The sequence below is a fragment of the Paenibacillus prosopidis genome, assembly GCF_003337375.1.
In the GTDB taxonomy this organism is placed as follows: Bacteria; Bacillota; Bacilli; order Paenibacillales; family Paenibacillaceae; genus Pristimantibacillus; species Pristimantibacillus prosopidis.
This window is the reverse complement of record NZ_QPJD01000004.1, coordinates 325,008-343,024: the sequence shown is the minus strand read 5'-3', so window position 1 is coordinate 343,024 and position 18,017 is coordinate 325,008. Positions and strand designations below refer to the sequence as shown.

The 18,017-nt window shown below is 49.0% G+C and carries 12 protein-coding genes; 10 read left to right on the top strand and 2 right to left on the bottom strand.

Annotated elements, in window-relative coordinates; translation table 11 throughout:
• Window positions 1–51: 51 nt before the first annotated feature.
• The 7 genes from DFP97_RS08255 (at window position 52) to DFP97_RS08225 (ending at window position 9,329) form a co-directional block, all read left to right on the top strand.
• The gene (locus DFP97_RS08255) at window positions 52–1,023 is read left to right on the top strand and encodes an ABC transporter permease (protein WP_114379513.1); all 972 of its coding nucleotides are present in this window, start codon (window positions 52–54) and stop codon (window positions 1,021–1,023) included.
• Between the two features lie 14 nt (window positions 1,024–1,037).
• Complete coding sequence (locus DFP97_RS08250) at window positions 1,038–1,961, top strand: carbohydrate ABC transporter permease (protein ID WP_114379512.1); 924 nt, start codon at window positions 1,038–1,040, stop codon at window positions 1,959–1,961.
• Between the two features lie 19 nt (window positions 1,962–1,980).
• Window positions 1,981–2,928 (top strand): glycoside hydrolase family 43 protein, encoded by a 948-nt coding sequence (locus DFP97_RS08245; protein ID WP_114379511.1) that lies wholly within the window; start codon window positions 1,981–1,983, stop codon window positions 2,926–2,928.
• Window positions 2,929–2,958: 30 nt separating this feature from the next.
• Window positions 2,959–3,408 (top strand): hypothetical protein, encoded by a 450-nt coding sequence (locus DFP97_RS08240; RefSeq protein WP_147275032.1) that lies wholly within the window; start codon window positions 2,959–2,961, stop codon window positions 3,406–3,408.
• 178 nt (window positions 3,409–3,586) lie between these two features.
• Window positions 3,587–7,537, top strand: a complete 3,951-nt coding sequence (locus tag DFP97_RS08235; protein WP_114379509.1) for a LamG-like jellyroll fold domain-containing protein — start codon at window positions 3,587–3,589, stop codon at window positions 7,535–7,537.
• A gap of 69 nt (window positions 7,538–7,606) precedes the next feature.
• Complete coding sequence (locus DFP97_RS08230; protein ID WP_114379508.1) at window positions 7,607–7,939, top strand: hypothetical protein; 333 nt, start codon at window positions 7,607–7,609, stop codon at window positions 7,937–7,939.
• 520 nt (window positions 7,940–8,459) lie between these two features.
• Complete coding sequence (locus tag DFP97_RS08225) at window positions 8,460–9,329, top strand: helix-turn-helix domain-containing protein (protein ID WP_114379507.1); 870 nt, start codon at window positions 8,460–8,462, stop codon at window positions 9,327–9,329.
• A gap of 179 nt (window positions 9,330–9,508) precedes the next feature.
• Here DFP97_RS08225 and DFP97_RS08220 read toward each other — a convergent pair whose 3' ends face one another.
• Together DFP97_RS08220 and DFP97_RS08215 are read right to left on the bottom strand one after the other, a co-directional pair.
• Window positions 9,509–12,367: a glycoside hydrolase family 3 protein gene (locus DFP97_RS08220; protein WP_114379506.1), complete on the bottom strand. Its 2,859-nt coding sequence runs from the start codon at window positions 12,365–12,367 to the stop codon at window positions 9,509–9,511.
• 88 nt (window positions 12,368–12,455) lie between these two features.
• The gene (locus tag DFP97_RS08215) at window positions 12,456–13,289 is read right to left on the bottom strand and encodes an AraC family transcriptional regulator (RefSeq protein ID WP_181873405.1); all 834 of its coding nucleotides are present in this window, start codon (window positions 13,287–13,289) and stop codon (window positions 12,456–12,458) included.
• Window positions 13,290–13,582: 293 nt separating this feature from the next.
• Here DFP97_RS08215 and DFP97_RS08210 point away from each other — a divergent pair, with 293 nt between their 5' ends.
• The 3 genes from DFP97_RS08210 (at window position 13,583) to DFP97_RS08200 (ending at window position 18,004) form a co-directional block, all read left to right on the top strand.
• Complete coding sequence (locus tag DFP97_RS08210) at window positions 13,583–15,583, top strand: beta-galactosidase (RefSeq protein ID WP_114379504.1); 2,001 nt, start codon at window positions 13,583–13,585, stop codon at window positions 15,581–15,583.
• Between the two features lie 12 nt (window positions 15,584–15,595).
• Window positions 15,596–16,252 carry an SGNH/GDSL hydrolase family protein gene (locus tag DFP97_RS08205; protein ID WP_114379503.1) on the top strand — a complete coding sequence of 219 codons (657 nt, stop codon included), beginning with the start codon at window positions 15,596–15,598 and terminating at the stop codon, window positions 16,250–16,252.
• Between the two features lie 240 nt (window positions 16,253–16,492).
• A complete protein-coding gene (locus DFP97_RS08200; protein ID WP_114379502.1) occupies window positions 16,493–18,004 on the top strand; it encodes a glycoside hydrolase family 43 protein in 1,512 nt (503 codons plus the stop codon).
• Window positions 18,005–18,017: the final 13 nt, after the last annotated feature.

Sequence of the window (18,017 nt, the reverse complement as noted above, 5' to 3'; positions counted from 1 at the left end):
GCTTGCACTTTGGCATTATCCATAATAAAGCGGATAGGGGAAGTTAAACAGATGAAGACGACTCCGGAGAGTATAAGATTGCCTTTCGTCAGAAAAAGGAAGAACCACTATCTGGGGCGTGATTGGCGAACTCAGATGGAATTGCAGCTCATGATTTGGCCAGCGATTGTTTTAATTAGTATATTTAGTTTTTTTCCGTTATTCGGCCTGTTGATGGCATTTAAGAACTACGATCCGATGAGCGGGGTTAAAGGGATTTTCACAAGTGAGTGGAATAATTTCGAAAATTTCACAGTCGTTTTTCAAAGTTTTCAGTTTTGGCCGATGTTAAAAAATACGGTTGGAATCAATCTGTTCGGCTCGCTGATAGGACTGCCTATAACGCTCTTGTTCGCTTTGATGCTGAATGAACTTACGAGCCGCAAGTTCAAATCGTTTTTACAAACGATCACTTATTTGCCGCATTTTCTGTCATGGGTTATTTATGGCGGGTTATTCATTACATTGTTGAATCCGCAAGGCGGTATCGTCAATGAATTGCTGGTGCAGCTTCATCTTATTGATAAGCCGATTCTATTTCTAGGGGATCCGGATTATTTCTGGGGAGTAGCTATTGGCACCGCTATATTAAAAGATTTGGGCTGGGGGGCCATATTATATCTGGCTGCCATCGCAGGTATCGACCAATCGCTATATGAGGCCGCCGCCATCGATGGAGCAGGGCGCTTCAGGAAGATGTTATATGTTACGATTCCGTGCATTAAGCCGACGATTATGATTTTGATTATTTTCGCCATAAGCGGTATGTTGAACAACAACTTTACCCAGATTTACGTTCTTCAAAACACGCTTAACATGCCGGCCAGCCAAGTCATTGATACGTATTTGTATCAGACGGGGCTTCTGCAATTCCAATTTGCTACGGCGACGGCAATCGGCTTGTTGAAGTCGGTATTAGCGTTGCTTCTGCTGCTCGGAGGCAACTATGCATCTAAAAAATTGACTCAATCAGGGCTTTTCTAAAGGAGGCGGACATAATGGTTGGAGGCAAGTCTCCAGGAGAGCGTGTTTTTAATATATCGAATGCTGTGATCATGATTTTGCTGATGTGTGCGACCATATATCCGTTTTGGTATTCGGTAATCGGCTCCTTGAATGGGGGGGCGGATTTGATGCGAGGGCCTTTATTTCTTTGGCCCCGGGAGTTTACGTGGGCCAGCTGGCGGGCCGTTCTAGCGGATCCCGGACTGCTTCAGACAGCATGGATCACCGTATCGCGAACGGTTATCGTTACCGTGGTGTCCATCCTGTACACGGCGATGTTCGCGTACGCCTTCTCACGGCCATACTTAAAAGGCAAGAAGATATATATGATGATCGGCTTTATCAGCATGTATTTTAGCGGTGGATTGATCCCTTCATTTATACTGATCAATTGGCTCGGGCTGTATGACAGCTATTGGGTGTATATTATCCCTTCGTTGTTTGGCGGATTCTGGAATGTCATCATTCTCAATGCAAATTACAAGGCTATCTCCGACTCTTTGTTCGAATCGGCCAAGCTGGATGGGGCCAGTGAATTTGTGATCTTTTTCCGAATTGTCCTGCCTCTGTCAAAGCCGGTTTTGGCCGCATTGTCTGTTTTCACGGCCGTAGGGGTATGGAACGACTTTGGAACCACGCTTTACTTCACGCAATCGACTGATTTGCAAACGCTGCAGTATTTGATTTTGAAATTGCTGCAGACGAGCAATGCGTCTGAGCAGCTGCAAAACGCAGCCGCTAACTCGAACTTGGCAGTGGCCGAGTTGCTGAACAAAGCCAAGGGTGAAGGACTGGTTACAGCGAAGACAATTGAACTTGCTGCAATGGTCATCACATCCATACCGATGATCATCTTGTATCCATTCGCGCAGCGCTATTTCACTAAAGGCGTTATGCTCGGGTCTTTAAAAGAGTAACCAGGAGGTAGCTGCGGAAATGTCTAATCATGAACAGTATGCCGGTTATTTGTTCGTCCACTTTACCGATGATGAAGGCCAAGGCGGCGGCGAAGAAATCTATTTTTCTTTAAGCCAGGGGAACGACCCTCTGCATTGGCGGGAGCTGAATAGCGGTAAGCCCGTTCTTACTTCTAAATTGGGGGAAAAAGGCGTACGCGATCCGTTTATCATCCGGTCGCCTCAAGGGGACAAGTTCTTCCTGCTAGGGACGGATCTCAAGGCGCACGGAGATGGAGACTGGAGTCGCGCCGTCAACGAAGGCAGCCGCTCCATCCTGGTGTGGGAATCGTCTGACTTGATCCATTGGTCCGATCAGAGGAGGGTTGAAATCGCGCCACCGGATGCTGGCTGCGCATGGGCGCCGGAAGCATTCTACGATGCCGATTCGGAGCAATATTTCGTCTATTGGGCCTCGATGCTTGGAGATAAGGAAACAGAAGGCGGCAAAGGCCGTTATCACCGAATACTGGCGGCGGGAACGAAGGATTTTGTGCATTTTTCGGAGCCGGAGGTCTATATCGATTACGATCACTCCGTTATTGATACGACGATGATTCGGGCGAATGGAAAGATTTACAGGTTTTCAAAAGGGGAGCATAACTCCGCAGTGTTTCAGGAGTCCGGGGATTCGATCCATGCCTCAAGCTTTACGACAATCCGTGAGAATATCGGTCAGGAATGGATGAAACGGGGCGAAGGACCGATTGTGTTTGAATCTAATGTGGAAAACAAATGGTACTTATTTATTGATGAATATGGGTTGAGGGGTTATATCCCTCTGGTGACGACGGATCTGGATTCGGGCGAATGGACGATGCCCGCGGAGTTAGCGCTGCCGACCATACCGCGCCATGGGTCTGTATTGCCGGTTACAGCTTCCGAATATGAGAGATTGCTTGCCGAATATGGCGGGGATATAAAATAAAGGTCGGAAATCACACCAGCACCTATAAGGATGATTCGCCCAACAATAAACGGGGTGGAAAATGGGCAATTCGTTTCTCTGCTCAAAGAAGGCGAAAATCTTGGCGACAAATACCCGGCGACTTCAGCTCTCGCTTGGCTTGGGACATGGAATAACGGCTTTTATCGCGGTCAAGTAATTCCGTCAATCGATCCGGTTACAGCGGCACTCCAAAAGCTTCAAATCGACATGAACAAAAAAAGCGCAGAAGAGTATATGCCTGTGCCCGTCAACTTTGAGATCTTCCTGATGTCAACACCGGCCAAAAATAAACTGGGCGGGCTGAATTCAAGTATCATGGATGACCTCGTTAAGGTGATTTTGAGCAAAGAGGAACCAGTTGCCCAGTGGCAAAAAATCGTCAAGGGCTACGACGCCAAGGGCGTTCAAGACGTGATCAAGGAAGTCAATGAAGAGGCGGTCAAAAGAGGCATTGAGTAACATTTAAGGTTTAAATTTCATGCAATGACGCGAGGAAGCTTCTGAATGATCAAGATGTTCACGAAGCTTCCTTCGTTATAAAGCTTATCCAGATCGCTGGAAAGGGGTGATTGCATAAAGTTGGCTTTGAATTGGCTTTTGTATTGAAGTAATATTATTTGAAGAAGGAGTTGAAAGCATGACTAATAATAGTTCATGGTTTAACAGAAGGAAAAAAGGGTCTAAAGTATTAACTTTTTTACTTGCATTTGTAATCGCTTTCATCCCGATGGCGGTAAACTTTCCGTCAAAAGTTGAGGCGGCTACGACATTAACGATATATCCTGCCCCAGCGGGTATCCCCCTTAACACCGACTATACCGTGCAAGTACGGGAACCGGGCGGCGTCTGGCAGAATCTGGATGAGTATAGAACGACTGTCGGGTATCCTACGAAAACCAATGCTTCCTTTGTTTATTTCGATACGGACAATCAGGTCGAGATGTCAGTGACCTATAACGCCGGAACGCTTACGTCGTCTCGAATTCGTGGTTTGAACACGACGATCACCCCTACTATCAACGGGAATACGATGACATTTTCCATGTCGGGTCCAATGAAGCTCTCTGTAGAAGTGAACGGGGATATCAATCGCAATTTAATGATCTTTGCTAATCCATTGGAAGTCAATCCTCCAAGCCCTAGTGACCCGAATGTCATTTATCTGGGTCCTGGTATCTATACACAGGACTATACTGTGCCTAGCGGCAAGACGCTTTATATTGCAGGCGGAGCGGTCGTCAAAGGCGGCATTATTTTGGATAATGCCACCAATGCCAAAGTTATAGGCCGCGGTGTACTCGACCGTCCTAGCGGAAGAGCTATATCTATTGACTATTCGAACCAAATCACGGTTGATGGGATCATTGTCAATAATTACGGCAGTGCGGATGGCGGCGGTTGCGCGATAAATGCCGGAAATTCATCCAATGTTGTAATCAATAACTTTAAAGCCTATGGCTCTAATAAATGGGGGGATGGCATAGATATCTTTGCCTCTAAATATGTTACCATCAATGACGTATATATTCGCAGTCATGATGATTCGGTAGCGGTTTATAATGCGCGCGCTAATGGCGGAAGAATCTGGTATGGCGATTCCCAAGACATTGCGGTATCGAACTCTATTCTTCAGCCCGATTTTGCCCGTCCCATCAATATCGGGACTCATGGCTTTACATGGGCGCCTGGCGGCGGGCAAACGATAGAAAATGTTACTTTCTCCAATCTGGACCTTTGGGTCTACAATGGTGGACAGCGGGTACAGTTCATTTCCGCGGATGGTAATCTGATCCAGAATATGAACTTCAATGACATTCGGATCGATGATAACACAGAAGGCCGATGGTTAGTTATGAATGTCCGTGGGAAATGGGATTATGGCCCTGGGCGTGGAATTAACAATGTTCATTTCAAGAATGTCTCCTATACCGGCAATGGTAACGGCAGTAGTCCGATTGAAGGCTACGATTCCACCAGTAAGATTCAAAACATAACATTTGAAAATTTAACAATGAACGGAACGGTCATTACGAATGCCGCACAAGGGAATATTACCACTAACGGCTATACCGGCAACATTAACTTCATTGCTTCCGGAGCTCCGGTGCCTGTTGCGGCGCCGCAATTTCCATCCCCTACGCCAATCAATCTGGCGTTGAACCGAACCGCCAGTGCGTCCAGCTCGCAAGCAGGTAATCCGGCTTCGGGCGGAAACGACGGCAGCACCTCGACCCGTTGGAGTGCGAATGATGGAAATACTGGTCATTGGTGGATGGTGGACCTGGGCTCGAGCAAGAATATTACCCGTGGAATCCAGGTAATGTGGGAACAGAGCGGCAAAGCCTATAAATACAAGATTGAAACCTCCAATGACAATGTCAATTGGACCTTACAGGCTGACAAGACCAATAATACCAATACGGACCAAATCCAGAACGATGTCTTTTACGATACTGCCCGGTATGTCCGGATTACCGTGACCGGACTAGCATCTGGCGCTTGGGCCAGCTTCTACGATTTTAAGGTGCTTGGAGAAGCCGTTAATCTGGCGGAGTGGAAGGCCTCCAGTACGGATAGTACACTTACAGGATTTCCAGTTAGCAGCGGAATCGACGGCAACGCGATAACCCGTTGGTCTGCCGCTGATCAAGCTGCTGGTCATTGGGTGACTGTAGATCTTGGCTTAATCAAGAATATTACCTACGGGACCCAAGTAGGCTTTGAAAAAAGCGGTGTCGCTTACCAGTATAAGATCGAAACATCAAAGGACAATACCAATTGGACCTCAAAAGCCGACAAGACCAATAATACCAGTACGGAAAAGGTTCAAACCGATTATTTCACCGATTCCGCCCGGTATGTCAGAATTACCGTGACAGGCGTGCCAAGCGGTGCTATTGCCAGCTTCTACGATTTCAAAGTATTTGGTGACCCTATCAATCTGGCGCTTGGCAAGCCCGCTAGCACGGATAGCGCTGATCCGGCCAACCCGGCTGCCAACGGGAACGACATCAGCACTTCGACCCGCTGGAGCGCGAGTAATGGACTCACTGACCACTGGTGGACGGCAGATCTTGGATCAAGCAAGTGGATTAACGGTACTCAAGTGATGTGGGAGAAGCTTGACTCCTATTATAGATATAAGATTGAAACATCGATGGATAATGTCAACTGGACTATGAGAGTTGACAAGGGCTGGTATGGAGATACTGCCCAAGTCCAATCCGATTACTTTGTTGCAACTGCCCAGTATGTCAGAATTAGCGTTGTCGGAGTACCAAGCGGTGCTGCTGCCAGCTTCTACGATTTCAAGGTATTCGGAGACACAGGCGATAAAGTGACTATGGCGCAGCTGCCGTTTGACGAGACAAGCGGAACGACGGCAATCGATGCGACCGGCAACGGCTGGCACGGCACATTGGTTGGCGGCGCGAGCCAGGTGGCTGGCCAAACCGGCAATGCCGTAGACCTGAGCGGGACGAATCAATATGTCGCTCTTCCGTCTGGCGTCGTTTCCAACTATGATGCGATCACCGTAGCGGCTTGGGTGAATCTGGATTCTGCAAGCAACTGGACGCGGATCTTCGATTTCGGTTCCGGAACGTCAACATACATGTTTCTTACACCAAAAAACTCGTATAATGGAAAAATTCGTTTTTCAATTAAGAACGGTACTACTTTCCACGATATTGACGGGCAATCGGCGCTGCCGACGGGAGGCTGGCATCATGTAGCCGTCACCCTAAACGGGGCAACCGGTGCCCTCTACGTGGACGGCGTTCAAGTAGGAAGCAATACAGCGATGACCCTGAAACCATCCAATCTGGGCTCTACGACGCAGAACTGGATCGGGCGCTCCCAATACGCCGCCGATCCTTATCTCGACGGACGGGTGGATGACTTCCGTATCTATAATCGCGCTTTGTCAGCTTCGGAAGTAACGCATGTCATCAATGGGCATACCGCGTTGCCGACCGCTGAACTTCCGTTTGATGGAACAAGCGGAACGACGGCAACCGATTTGTCCGGCAACGGCTGGACCGGCACATTGGCGGGCGGAGCCAGCTGGGTGGCGGGCAAAAAAGGCAACGCAGTGGACCTGAGCGGAACGAATCAATATGTTGCATTGCCCTCAGGTGTCGTTTCCGGCGCTGACACGATCACCGTAGCGGCCTGGGTTAATCTGGATACCGTGAGCAACTGGACGCGGATCTTCGACTTCGGTTCCGGAACGTCCAAATATATGTTCTTGTCGCCTCAAAACGGGGTCAACGGCAATATCCGCTTTGAGATCAAGAACGGTTCAGCAGTGAAAACCGTTGACGGAAACGTTGCGCTCGCGACAGGCGGATGGCATCATGTGGCCGTTACCCTGGACGGCTCTACGGGAACGCTGTACGTCGATGGACAGCAGGTAGGCAGCAATGCCGTAAACATTAGACCATCACAACTCGGCGCCACCACACAAAATTGGATCGGCCGCTCCCAATTTTCCGCCGATCCTTATCTCGACGGACGGGTGGATGACTTCCGCATCTATAATCGTTCTTTATCCGCTGCGGAAGTAACGGCTGTGATGAACGAGTAGAATACGCATTAATGCGACAAGTCAATCACGATTGCAGTGACTGGAAATGAACCAACGGCAGTCCGGGATATGAACGCAATTTCCGGACTGCCGCTGGTTTCTTTGATTGCAAGGTTTGAGACCGCAAAGGAATTGCTGCTTGATTCGGATCTCCCGGCAAACATGATAGGTGGGAACATGAAAACGCTTCGTGGAACCCGGATCGGAAGGATCCGGGTTCCACGAAGCGTTTTACTAGCCAGAGATGAGGAGAGTGCCAGTATGAGGATAAATCCCGGATGGGCGTGGCGTGAAGGCATGATTAGCGGAAACGGTGAGAATGGTTTTATCACTAAGGTGTATGCAGCTCGACCAGGCGGAAAAGCTGCTAGTGCGCGTTCCTCTGTCGCTCTATTCGTTTGAAGGCAACGCGAACAATTCCTTTGGCGCGTTTAACGGAACCGTTATCGGAGCCAATGGCCCGATCCGCAGTTGCCAAAGTCGAAGATTCGCTGCCAGTTGTTCCCGCCCTTCCAGAATATCCAGGACCCGGTTTGAAATCGCTCGGTTTGATGGTCATGTTGCTGTTCAAAAGGCGCTTGACGTAACAAATAAGTAAGAGTATGAAAAGTACCGTTAGCGAACCGGCACGAGGTTGAGTCATCGATCTGTGCCGGTTTTTTCACAAGTTTATTTTGCAGTATTCGAAATTCATGTTGACTTGTTCAGTTTCCTGAAGTGATGTTTCAGAAACATCTGCAAGATTTGGATAAGAACAATTGATATTCCAATAACACTTCATTATTTCAATATGATGCAGAATATTGATATTAGAATTCGTTTTTATTTGATGTACAAGCGATTGTGAATATGACTAATATTAGATCAAAAGCGGGTCGAGAAACATTTCGAGCGGCTAATACCTGAAAAAAGGGGGGGCATATTGAATAACGTCTATTTGGAATGGTTCGCGAAGGATAAGCAGTTTCCGTTCTTCATTCAATATGGCGGACATGACGAGGACCTTGACTTGCATAAGCATTTCGACTTCTCCGAGCTCGTGATTGTGTTGAATGGGAACGCAACGCATATTGTCCATAACGAAACCTCTTTTATTAAGAAAGGAAATGTATTTGTCATCAATGGCGAAACCCTCCATGCTTACAAAGATCCTTATGATTTTAAAATTTGCAATATTATGTATCGGCCTGAAATGCTGCGGGCGGCCTGTTCGCATCTAAGGACTTCCAACGGTTTTCAGGCGCTTTTCGTTTTGGAGCCCTTTTACCGCAATATTCATTCGTATCAAAGCAAGCTCAGTTTGTCGATTCCCAGCCTGGATTATGTCTCTAATCTCATCTCTGTCATGATCGACGAATATAACAACAAGCTTCAGGGATATCAGACGATGCTGATTTCACGGTTTTTGGAGCTAGTCGTCTATTTGTCAAGACAGTATGACAATCAGGAAAAGGATATACCTGGTAATCTGATTCATTTGGCGAATGCGATCTCTTATATTGAAGATCATTATCTCGAGCCGCTAACGCTGGAGGAAATCGCGGTCAAATCTGATATTTCGGTCAGGCATTTGAACCGGAGCTTCCAATCCTATTATCAAACGACCCCTATTTCCTATCTTCAACGGCTTCGTTTGGAGCGCGCATGCACTTTGCTGAAGCATACCAATCTCACCATTATGGAGATTTCTCACGATTGCGGGTTTAACGACAGCAATTATTTCACTCGTATGTTTACCAAAAATTACGATCTCTCCCCAAAGGCCTACAGACTGAATCAGGTAAGCTTGTGAGCGCGTGTGCCTTATTGCTTTTTTGGTTGGAAAACGTTTTCTGAAAAACATAATTGAAACCTATTAAAGGATACTGGACAGTGAAAAGTTCTCACCTGGGATTACGACAGGGAATCGGTAAATTTGGTCGTGCGCAAATCGACTGGGCCGGCACGTTGAAGGTGCCGGCCGATTTTTTTTCATTTTACAAAACGGAAAGAGCTCAAATGAACGCTTCCTTTCAAACGGAGGTAAACATCGTGCCTGCCTTCCGCCCCTGTGAGACGGCAAGAATAGGTTCCCCAGCTATGCCTGCCCTCCGAATGACCGATATGACAAATGCCGGTAAGCATGCCATCCGGATTATCCAGCCGCATTTCAATGGATCCGTTCTCGGTCGCGCAAGCGGCCCGCGCTTCGAAGCCAGCTGCGCCCGATTCGAATTCGACGTCGTGAAAGCTGATCCAGCCGTCCCGGCCGATAACGCTCACACAAGAGCCGGTTACCTCGAAGCCATACTGACGAGCTTCACCGTCACGGCACTCATCCAGAAAGACAGACGCGTAATCGTCATAATTTTCGGCACGGATCATGAGATACGGGTATCTCGGCGGAATCGTTTCACCGTGAACTTGCACGGCGGCTTCCAGGATAATATTGCCTGATGAATTTCCCACCATGATCGTATAGGGGCCGGTCTCTACCGCATACCCGTCGCGGGTAACGTCCCAACAGGCAAAGTCTGTCCCGGCCAGATCGAATTCCACCGTTCTCTTCTCCCCGGGCTGCAAGTAAATCCGTGTAAATCCGCGCAGCTCTTTAAGCGGCCGTTTCACTCTCGATTTGTTCGCCCTTATATAAAGCTGTACGACCTCGTCGCCCGGGCGCAGTCCCGTATTTTTAACCGTCACTTTGACCTTCACCTGATCATCTGCCGTCATTTTAAGTTTGCTGAGCTTCAGATCGCTGAATTGGAAGCCGGTGTAGGACAAGCCATGTCCGAAAGGATACAGCGGATCGCCGTCAAAATACAAATACGTTCGTTTTCCTTTTATAATATCGTAATCCAACATATCGGGCAGATCCAGGACGGAACGGTACCAGGTCATGCTCAAGCGGCCGGCAGGGTTGTAATCTCCAAAGAGCACATCGGCAACGGCATTACCGAGCTCTTGGCAGCCGTGAGCCGTATAGACGATTGCCGGAATGTTCTCTTGCGCCCAGTTGAGCGCAAATGGATAGCTGCCTATAATGACGACAACCGTATTCGGATTCGCCTTATGCACTTCTTGAATCAGCTTCTCTTGTTGCGGCGGAAGGGACAGGTCCTGCCGGTCGACTTCTTCCCTGCCGTTGATGAGCGGATGATTGCCGACCACGACAATGGCAACATCGCTGGCTCGCGCAGCGGCGACAGCTTCGGCAATACCATCGATAACCGGATGTATAATAAATTTGTCGGAAATGCCAATCTGTGCATCGTCCTTCAGCCGGATTGTTTCGTCAACGACCGTTGCGATTTGGCCGTTCCATGCCTTGATCGCAAAAGTCCCGTCCTCCTGAGGAATGAAGTTGAACAGTTCTTTATTGAACCATCCCCCAACCTCCTTGGCCGACGCGCTTATTCCGCTTGCTCCGCACGTCACGTAGCTGCGGTTGGCTGTAGAGAGCAGCGTGTGGCTCCCCAAGCCCCAATCGGTCAGCTTGAAATGCTCTCCGCTGCCTGCATCCTCTTTATTCGCTGCCAGAGTTGCATCGTAGATATGCCTTTGTCCGACAAATCTGCGGGTTGCGGCGGATTGCAGTATAATCCGGTCGCAGCCGTCCTTGAACTGAACGTTATTCGGGTCGAGCTTGCTTATGATGCCTTGCAGCGGCGTAACCTGATATGGCGGACTGCCTGTATAAAATCCTCGGCAAACAACATCTCCCAATGGACCGATAACAGCTGCGCTCTGCAACCTTTCCTTGTCGAGCGGAAGCATATTATTCTCATTTTTCAAGAGGACGACCGATTCACGCGCAGCCCTAAGCGCAAGCTCGCGGTGTTCTTGCTTGTAAAGGACGCTTTCCGTAATTTGCGCATATGGATTGATTGCTTCGGGATCGAACTGGCCGAGCCGCATGCGAACGCGGAATACGTTGCGAATCGCCCGGTCAATGTCCGTTTCCGAAAGCAGGCCTTGATCCAAGGCTTCTCGAATCGATTTCTTTACAAGCTCGCTGTCATCCATAATGCAATCGATTCCCGCTTTTATCGCTGCCGCAGCCGCTTCGGCATAAGTATTGTAATACTGATGTTCATCGACGGTCTGTTGCATATCTGAGAATGCGGAAACGACAAATCCGTCCAGCCTCCACTCATCCTTCAGAACCGCTTTTATATCCGGATGGCAAATTGCGGGGGTCCCGTTTATAGCGTTATAAGCGGTCATGACGGAAAGTACGGAACCTTCGCGGACAGGAGTCTCAAATGCTTTTAGATAATATTCCCTTTTATTGCGGGGACTGATGCATGACGAGCTTTTCAGCCGGTCCCTCTCGTTGTTGCCTGCATAAAAATAATTTAAAATCGGTGCTGTTTTGATATAAAATGGATGATCGCCCTGCATTCCCTTCGCATAGGCTGAGTACATACACCCCGTTAAGAAAGGATCTTCGCCGAAGGTTTCATCCGTTCTTCCCCATCTCGGATCGCGGGCTAAATCGACCACCGGCGCACGGAGCATAAGACCTCTCAGACCATTTCGGAGCTTGTCGTAGGCTCTTGCTTCATCGCCGATCATCTCGCCGATTTCCTTGATCAATTCGGTATTCCATGTACAGGACAAGCCCAAGTTCTGCGGGAAGACTGTTGTGGCACCCTCGTATGCAAATAAACCTTGAACGGCGTTTCCGCCAATCCAATACCCAGGGATTCCGAGCCGTTTTACAGATCCCTGTCTGAATGGGATAAGCGAGAGCTTCTCTTCAAGCGTAAGTCTGGAAACGAGGTCGCTGACGCGTTCTTCTAAAGTGAATTTTATGTTTTGGAAAGGATAGGATAGAAAGGTGTTCACTTCCGTTCACTCCTTGGAAAAACGTTTTCCGAAGCGGCTGAAAAAACAGGTTCCGGAATTTCGTTTTGCGCCGTTTACGCTTGATGTGTTATTTTACGAAGGTTTGCCGGTATTGATCGGGTGTCATGTGCTCAAGCTTGCGGAAAGTGGCGATAAAGTGACTGGCATCGCGAAAGCCGGACGATGCGGCAATATGCTGGATGGGCGTCTTTCGTTCGCTTGTGAGCATTTCCTTTGATTTTTGAATCCGCAGATTGATAAGATATTGATAAGGCGTGTACCCGAAAGTTTCTTTAAATAACGAATTGAGATGTCTCGGACTGATATTCAGCCGGTCCGACATCTCTGTCATGCCCAGGTCCGGATTGCGATATTCTATGTCCAGATATTTGACAAGCGGCTGCAACCGGACTGCGAGGCTTTGGGTGGTTGACGTGTTAACCGTTGTTCCGTGCTTCTTCAATTGAACAAGAAAACGATAAACGTCAATCGAATTGTCCAGACCGGTCACGTCTTGGGAGAGAAGAGATGATTCCAGCATCTGCCCGATGAGATTCTCGGGTTCCGTCCCTTCCGGCCAGCTGTAGACCGTAGAAAATTGGATGTCCAAAATAGACATAAACGGAGAGATTTGCGGACCGTCTATCATTAAATAATAAGTGGACCACGAATCTCCCAGACAATAATACTGATGGGGAACATTCGGCGGCAGCATGATCCCGTGATTGGGAGGAAGGGAGAAAGCAGATCCCTCAATGATAATCTTCCCTTCGCCTGAAACCGTTTGCAGCCAATGATGAAATGGATAACCGTCGCGTCTTATGACCGTCTCCTGAAACGGATTGTAACCGATACTTTCAATGTAAAAGGGGACGAATTGTTCCGGAGGCATCATCAGCAAGCGGACTTTTGTCTCAAACATAGGCATCATTACACTTCCGTTTTTTTATATTTTTTGCTTGTTATAAGATTATTATTACATGGTAATGTTGTCAAGGGTTATGGATCATGAGGGCGTCTGTTACAATAGCGCGCGGTTCAAACAGTCTGCTGTGGTATTTCCGTAATTTTATATGCAATTATTCGATATTTTTAAACCAGGGTAAACGATATATTATAATGGTACATTTACTGAGAGTTGTCCGGCAGCCGAATATACCGGTCAGTGCCGGAAAGGGATATTTCTTTTAAGAGAGAGTATGGGGGTTGGTTTTGATGAAAATAGGAGTGGATTATTATCCGGAGCACTGGGATTGCTCCATGTGGGAACAGGATGCAATGCTGATGCGGGAGACGGGAATAAGCCTGATCCGTGTGGCCGAATTCGCCTGGTCACGCTTGGAACCGGAGCAGGGGCGGTATGAGTTCGGCTGGCTCGATGATGCAATCAATGTTTTCTTTAAGCACGGAATCCAAGTCGTCATCGGCACGCCGTCCTGTACGCCTCCGAATTGGCTTGTGGAACGCTTTCCGGATGTCCTTCCCCGGGACGCGATGCTGCATCCGAAATATCCCGGGATAAGAGGGCATCGTTGTTATAACAGCCCTTCCATTCGTGTCTTTACGGAGAGAATTGTGGAGAAGCTGGCTTCTCACTATGCCAAACACCCCGCAGTGATCGGTTGGCAGATCGATAATGAGTTCAGCCTGAACGAGTGTCATTGCGAGATTTGCAACGAGCGCTTTCGCGAATGGCTCTTGAAGAAGTACGGTACTTTGGAAGCCTTGAACCAGGCTTGGGGTACGGTTGTATGGAGCGGTGAATATAGCACCTGGACGCAAATCTCTACCCCGTTTGGCGGTACAAGCTTCAGGAATCCGTCTTATCTGCTCGACTGGAAGCGGTTCGAAACCGATTCCGTAGTGGAATTTCAACAATTGCAATTGAGCATCCTGCGTAAATGTTGTCCGAACCATTTCGTCACTCATAATATTTGGAGCTATCCGATGTCTCTCGATTATTACAAGCTTTGCGAGGAATTGGACTTTGCTTCTCTCGATTATTACCCCGGCACGAGCCCCGAGAAATCGGTTTCGGGCGGGTACAACGGTGCGTTGACACTCGATTTAACCCGGGGCATCAAGAGACGCAATTTCTGGATCATGGAAACGATCAGCGGTCCTCCTGGATGCTGGTTTCCGATGTGGCGGACTCCGCAGCCCGGCTTTATTCGGGCCTTCGCTTGGCAATGCATTGCCCGCGGCGCCGACACGCTCGTTCATTTCCGGTGGCGAAGCGCTCCGTTCGGCGCCGAACAATTTTGGCACGGATTAATCGACCACAGCAATGTACCCGGCAGACGATTCGAGGAATATCGGATGTTATGCGATGAAGTGAACCGGCTTTCTCCTGTCTTGGCGGGTTCGGAGGTGCTTGGCGAGGCTGCCGTTCTCCATTCGCACGACTTGTACAATGCGTTCGCGATTCAGCCTCAGGCAGAAGGAATGGATTATTTCGACAATCTGAAGCTTTATCATCGGGCTCTGACCAAATCGGGCATTCTGACGGATGTTGTGAATACAACGGACAATCTGGAGAGGTATCGCCTTATTATTGCGCCGTCGCTCTATTTGTTGGATGAAAACCTGGCGGATAAGCTGAAGAATTGCGTGAAGAACGGAGCCACCTTAATCTTGACGAATCGTACCGGCGTGAAAAACCCGAACAACGTATGTTGGATTCATCCGCTCCCTGGTCAGTTGGCCGAGGCCGCAGGGGTAACCGTAGCCGAATACGATCCGGTCGGCAATGACGTTCATACTATCCGTATGACGGATGGGAAAACGCATACCTGCAGTCAGTGGTGCGATATTCTGGAACCTGCTGGCGCCGAGACGATTGCTTGGTATGAGGACGATTTCTTCGCGGGGAAACCGGCTGTAACGGTTCATGCATGGGGTGAGGGCAAAGTCTACTATATAGGCACCGTTGCCGAGGAAAGCTTCTACCTGGATTTATTCGGGAATGCTGCCGATGAGTCCGGAGTAACCCGTTTTGCCGGTTTGCCGGAGGGGGTTCAGATTTCGATACGCCGGAAGGGAACGGCGAGTTATTTATTCGTGTTGAATCTCACGCGGAAGAAACAGACAGTCGAGTTGGGGGGCGTGTATTTGAGTCTTCTGCGAGAGGAGTCGGTTGGTCCTGCTCTCGACTTGGACCCGTATGCGGTGGAAATCGTCAAGCTTGTTGAAGACGACATTTTTCGCAAAAAATAGGAGGAATTCTCAATGAATCGGCAATCCAGAACGATTTTATTTCAAGGCGATTCTATTACCGACGGTAGTCGGGGCCGCAACGAAGATCCCAATCATATATTGGGTCACAGCTACGTCTTTATCCTAGCAGGGAAGCTTGGATATGAACTGGCTGGAGAGCGGCCGCATTTTATCAACAGAGGCATCAGTGGTAATCGGGTATCTGATTTGTACGCGCGTTGGAACGAGGACGCAATCAGCCTGAAACCGGACCTGATCAGCATGCTGATCGGCGTGAACGATGTCTGGCGAATTGTTGAAGGGCTGCCAAGCGGCGCTACCGACCGATTCGAAAGAGCGTATCGGCATTTGCTTGAGGAGACCAAAGAGGTGCTGCCGCATTCCGGGCTGGTCATATGCGAGCCGTTTGCTTTAAAAACGGGCTGTACGGTGGAGAAATGGGAGCTGTGGCAAAAACAGCTTGATGAATATAGCGGCATATCGCGCCGCTTATCCGAGGAATTTAATGCAGTGTTCGTGCCTCTGCAGGCGGCGTTCGACAAGGCAGCGTCAGGCACGGAAGCTGCTTATTGGTTATGGGACGGCGTTCATCCGACGGCAGCCGGTCATGAACTTATAGCCCGCGAATGGTTGTCGGTCGTTCAAAATAGTCCGCTGGCGATTCGCTGATTCGTTCATACTCAGCATGCACTCATGCTTTATATACCTCCAACCGCAATGGTTTGGGGGTATTTTTGTGGAATGAAACATCCATAATCGGACAGATGTCTATATCATGCTATTCACTGACCTAATAATCAAGGTGTGATATTAATCGGTGATATACAATCGAAAATGAAGAGAGATCACCAAAAGTGATTCTCTTTTTGAACCGAATGAAAACTTTTGAACGATTAGGAGTGCACCCTTGTGACGTATACCAATCCCGTAATTCCTGGATTATATCCCGACCCGAGTATCTGCCGGGTCGATGATGATTATTATCTGGTGACAAGCACTTTCGCCTATTTTCCCGGCGTCCCTATTTTTCACAGCAAGGATCTTGTCAATTGGCGACAGATCGGACATTGTCTCACAACCGAGCGGCAGTTGCCGCTGGCAAACACTTGGATCTCGGGAGGGATCTACGCCCCGACGATACGCTATAGCGACGGCTGGTTCTATATGGTGACGACGAATGTGGGCGGGATCGGCAACTTCTATGTCCGCAGTAAGCAGCCGACCGGTCCATGGTCCGATCCAGTACCTGTCGCGCAGGGCGGTATTGATCCTTCTCTGTTCTTCGATGAGGACGGCCGCGTATACTTTCAATCCAATTGTAAAGGCAATGAAGGCTATGGCATTTATCAATGCGAGATCGACATATCGACCGGAAGCATGCTGACTGAGACCCGTCTGCTCTGGAAGGGAACGGGCGGAGCGCACCCGGAGGCTCCTCATCTTTACAAGATCAACGGACTTTATTATTTAATGATTGCCGAAGGAGGCACGGAATACGGACATATGGTGACGATTGCGAGAAGCGGCGATCCCTACGGTCCTTTTGAACCATGTCCCGTGAATCCGATCTTGTCTCACAGAAGCTTGAACAGCAGCATACACGCAACCGGGCATGCGGATCTGGTACAGGCGCATGACGGAAGCTGGTGGGCGGTGTTCCTGGGCATCAGGCCTGTCTCCTATCCCTACAGGCATCATCTGGGTCGGGAGACGTTTCTGGCGCCCGTGTCATGGACATCTGACGGCTGGCCGATTATCGGTGATGGCGGCAGGATCGAGTCCGTTATGGAGGCACCGCAGTTAACTGAAGTCCGGTGGCCGCCTAAGGCAATCAGAGATGATTTTGACGATACAATGCTAGGCTTCGACTGGGTCTTCCTGCGCAATCCGGCGCCGGACAGCTGGTCACTTCGCGAATTTCCGGGGCATCTTGCTCTTCGTGGAAACAAGACGTCGCTCGACGATGCCAGCGCACCCGCCTTTGTGGGGCGCCGCCTGAGTCATATGTCATGCAACATTGCCGCCCTATTAAATTTCGAGCCGGTAAACGACGGTGAGGAAGCCGGACTTACCGTATTTATGAACGAAAGGTATCATTATGATCTGGCCGTAAAGCGTAAAGAAGAACGTAAGGTAATTGTACTCCGGCGCACGGTGGGGTCAATGAGAACGGAGCGAACGCTGGACTGCGCAGAGGGTAATGTCGTACTCAAGATTGATGTTCGTCCGGAATCATTTGCTTTTGCCATTCAGCAAGAGGGATCCGATGTTCTTGAATTGGGCTCGGGAGAAACTCATCTTCTCTCAACGGAGGTAGCGGGCGGCTTTACGGGAATACTCATTGCGATGTATGCCGTTTGTGAAACGAGGCAGGGTTCGCCGGCCCTGTTTGATTGGTTCGACTATGAGCCGAGAGATTAATTTTGGACGTTCC